Source organism: Bartonella sp. AP57NXGY (assembly GCF_042195805.1).
Classification (GTDB): Bacteria; Pseudomonadota; Alphaproteobacteria; order Rhizobiales; family Rhizobiaceae; genus Bartonella.
This window is the reverse complement of record NZ_JBHIOZ010000055.1, coordinates 5,172-9,233: the sequence shown is the minus strand read 5'-3', so window position 1 is coordinate 9,233 and position 4,062 is coordinate 5,172. Positions and strand designations below refer to the sequence as shown.

Annotated in this window: 3 protein-coding genes and 1 pseudogene; all 4 read right to left on the bottom strand. The window is 38.2% G+C overall.

Going from position 1 to position 4,062, the window contains the following annotated elements; genetic code table 11:
* Nucleotides 1-1,113, bottom strand: a 1,113-nt coding sequence (locus ACFIL8_RS06240; RefSeq protein ID WP_375689154.1) for a Fic/DOC family protein, incomplete at its 3' end; no start/stop codon positions are given.
* A complete protein-coding gene (locus tag ACFIL8_RS06235; RefSeq protein ID WP_375628016.1) occupies nucleotides 1,100-1,285 on the bottom strand; it encodes an antitoxin VbhA family protein in 186 nt (61 codons plus the stop codon). The genes ACFIL8_RS06235 and ACFIL8_RS06240, both read right to left, overlap by 14 nt.
* A 200-nt stretch (nucleotides 1,286-1,485) precedes the next feature.
* Nucleotides 1,486-1,731, bottom strand: a pseudogene (locus tag ACFIL8_RS06230) (HigA family addiction module antitoxin).
* Nucleotides 1,732-2,642: 911 nt separating this feature from the next.
* Nucleotides 2,643-4,016, bottom strand: coding sequence for a phosphoglucosamine mutase (glmM, locus tag ACFIL8_RS06225; protein ID WP_375613213.1), 1,374 nt, complete (start codon nucleotides 4,014-4,016; stop codon nucleotides 2,643-2,645).
* Between the last annotated feature and the right edge of the window lie 46 nt (nucleotides 4,017-4,062).

Genomic DNA, 4,062 nt, shown 5'->3' with positions numbered 1-4,062 from the left:
AGCAAGAGGAACATGATAAAGCGCTTCTTTTCGTTCTTTTCCTGTAGCCTTCAATTTATCGATAAAACGATCTGACCCACGCAGTTCGCCTGCTCTATCAGGTGCCCTATCCAAAATATCAGGAAGTTTATCGCCTTTACCTGCTAAAATCGTTTGCTCAATCCTAAACGCAGCCTCTTGTGGATCTCTATAAATAAATGCTAAACGACTGTTTAACTCCTTAAACATATTAACATAAGATTTTTTATTTCTAAGGGCGCTTAACACCTTCTGTTCTAGATTAGAGTTATCCGTATAAGCAGCAAGGTATGGCTCTCGTTCTGTTGCTTTTGCAACAACATTCAAATCATTTTGTAATTGTTCTAGTTCTTCTTTTTGACGTTTAGCAAAACTTGTCTTTTCTCTATCCCAAGGAGTTTCAATCTTCTCTTTTTGTTGTTCCAAGCACTCTTTATTAAGATAAACGCCAAAAGCAATATTTTTGCCAATACCTTGAGAAACATCATCCCTTTTATTTTCTGTAAACTTGATAAGGTTCTTATAGATGAGTGCAGATAGATATTCTGAATTACCAAAATGTGCTTCAATTGACGCACGTGTCATTTCTTGTCGCTCAATACCCTTCCAGTTGATATGATAACCAGCTTCACGAGCCAGTTGCACCATAAATTCACGCTGAGTACGCCCATTCCCCTCTCGAAACGGATGCAACGCATTCAATTCGCCCATGTAATACCCAGCCCTTTGGCTAAAGTCATAAGCGCCAAGACCACGCAGATACTGTTCTTTTGCAAGCTTTTTTGTAATCTTCGGTGCATAACTTTCAATCTGATTATAACTAGCAAACATACTATTGCCTTTGGCAATATCCACTAAACGAACTTGTCCCGCCCATTCATATATGTCACCAAACAGTCTTCTATGAATCTCTTTCATGTAATTCAGATCAAACTTACCACCAATAGGAGTATGTACAAATTCGAAAGATTTTACATAAGAAATCGTAGATTCTACACGTTGTAGCGTGGCTTTGTCTTTAATACCAAACCGATTATACATCACACCAGTTTCAGGATCAGTATAAGGATCACCGCTCCCCTTATACTTCTCCACGTTTTACCCTCTCCATATAATCTTTGAGGATATCACTTGTTTCAAACTCTCCAATAATAACACGTTCCATTTGCTCAACGACTTTTGGATCTGGCTCTAATCCCTCTAAACGTTGGCTTGCCAATGCATTTTCAGCATAGAGGCGACGCAGCTTAATTTCCTCTTCACTCAATATATTAAAACCCTCCTTTGCTTATATTTATTATAGCCAAACAGACTATAGAAACAAGATTTTATTCCTTGTCTTACCCGCGTTACATCTTTTGACCTTGTACGCTCATACGCATGATTTAGCTCTTGTATACGTCTCTGTTGCAAAAACTTAACTGCCATTTGAAACTCTTTTATGCAATCTTGATCATGGGACTGTTGTTAAGGATTTTTTTTTGATAGATCATAATTTGTTTGCATAGCAAGCCAAGCACGTGCTGTGCTTACACCAGACATTTCAAGCCTAATAGCAAGATTAGCACTCATAGCGGCTTTTCCATTTAAAACTCTAGAAAGTGCTACACGAGATATACCAAGCTACTCTGCTGCTTCATTAAAGGATAAACCAAGCTCTTTGATCACATCTTCTCGCAATAATTCACCGAGATGTGAAGGATTCTTCATCATTGTTTAGATCTCCTTTTTGATGACAATCCAGATAATCAACCATTTCGACATCTATGCTATCAAAGCGAAATATTACGCAACAATTTCCATTTACAGTAATTGACTAATAATCCTTGAAATCACCCTTTAGCAGATGTAATTAAAAGGATGGATAACTCAAATCTTTTGGCGATACATCTCCTTCAAGAGCACTTAGAATACGCTTTAATTTTTGAGCATGGGCGGTTCTAATCCCTTCAGTCGTACCAGTATTATAGAAGGCTTCAATCCTTTTATGTTTAAATCTTAAAATTGTAAATGAATATAGAGTGTACCCTTCCAAGATACAAAAAATGTTCATTATTTTTACATCACACGGCTTTTTTTACTTTATAAACATTAGAACTGTCGTGAAAAAATTGCTCATTCTCATCTCTTTCTCATTATTCTACTAATTATTGGAAAAGTATAAGTTCATAATTAGGAGGAGCTAAACGTAATAGGAGCGTATCATATCTCCAATTGGCAGCGGCACTTAGAAACATCAAGATGATATAACCACAATGACCATTGCTGTTTGATGTTCATGAGGCGCTGCACCCGCTGTATATCGAGTAAAAAGAATGAATAACACTAATAACCCCCTACAAACTCTGTTAAACTAATAACCGGTTTACGAATAAGTAAAAGAAAAAGGAAAATCAAAAAAAGGCATATTTTTCATATTTTACGAACTATAGAGAAATCTATACGCATTGTAGTTATTAGAATTAGACTTTTCCCTTTTTTATTTAATTTGTTCGTAGATAGAGTATCCATTACCGTTATTACATCACTAACAGAGTTAATAATCATACCTTTTGTAATTGCCAAAATCCCGCATTAAAATCAGACCTTTATTCAAAGATGATCTGATAATTTTTTCAAAAAATTCAAGATTCCTCAAGTGCAGTCCCCATGCGTACATCATGATGAATAATAACATCCATCAACTCTGTCACGACAGTGTCCAATACTTCTCGTGCATCGCCTTCAGCCATAAGGCGGATAACCGGCTCCGTTCCAGAAGCGCGGATCACCAGCCGTGCCTCTTTTCCTAACCGCTTCTCTGCTTGATCAATGGCCGCTTTGACGGGATTTTTTTTCAAGACATTTTTATTTTTAATCGTTACATTTTTTAAAATTTGCGGTACAGGTTCAAACCGTTTACACAATTGGCTCATAGGGCTTTGACTTTCCTTCATACAAGCTAAAATCTGCAATGCAGCCACCAAGCCATCACCCGTGGTACCAAAATCACTAAGCACGATATGGCCAGAAGCCTCACCACCAACATTATATCCCTTTTGGCGCATGGCATCGACAACATAACGATCTCCAACTTTTGTCCTTACAAGGTGCAACCCTTTGCTATTCAAGAAACGTTCTAGTCCAAGATTTGACATAATCGTTGTGACAACACCATTACACCGTAATCGTCCCATTTTATGCCAATTTTCAGCAATTACAGCAATTAACTGATCTCCATCAACCGTTTGTGCTTTTTCATCAACAATGAGAACACGATCTCCATCTCCATCAAGAGCAATCCCCACATCAGCACGCACTTCATGCACTTTTCGTTTTAAAGAGCTTAAATCGGTTGATCCACATTTTTGATTAATATTGGTCCCATTGGGTTCATCATGAATAGCAAAAACCTCAGCCCCCAATTCCCATAAAGCACGGGGAGCCGCTTTATAAGCAGCCCCATTGGCACAATCCACAACAATACGCACAGTATCTAAGCGAACATCACGCGGCAAAGTTCGTTTGGCATATTCAATATAACGATAAATATCCCCCTCAACCCGTTTTGCATAACCAATTTCGGCAGAACTTGCTAAAGATTTTGAAAGATCTGTATCGATCAATTGTTCAATTTTGGCTTCCATATCATCTGAAAGTTTAAAACCATCAGGACCAAAAAGTTTAATTCCATTATCATAGAACGGATTATGAGAAGCAGAAATCATCACCCCAAGATCCGCTCGCAAAGAGCGGCAAAGCATTGCAACAGCAGGGGTTGGCACTGGACCCAATAAAAAAGCTTCCATCCCCGCAGCAGTCAATCCTGAAACCAAAGCGTTTTCCAACATATAGCCAGATAATCGTGTATCCTTGCCAATCACCACACGATGAGATTGATGTTGTGAGCGAAATAAAACCCCTACAGCCATCCCCACCTTCATGGCAAAATCGGGTGTCATAGGAAATGAATTGGCTTTCCCCCGAATTCCATCTGTACCAAAATATTTTTGCACCATGCCTCTTTCCTTTAATATATAATTCTTCCCTTGGCTTTTCCTTAAA

Coding starts and splice junctions, on each gene's coding strand:
- glmM (WP_375613213.1), bottom strand. CDS start 4,016: ATGGTGCAAAAATATTTTGGTACAGATGGAATTCGGGGGAAAGCCAAT.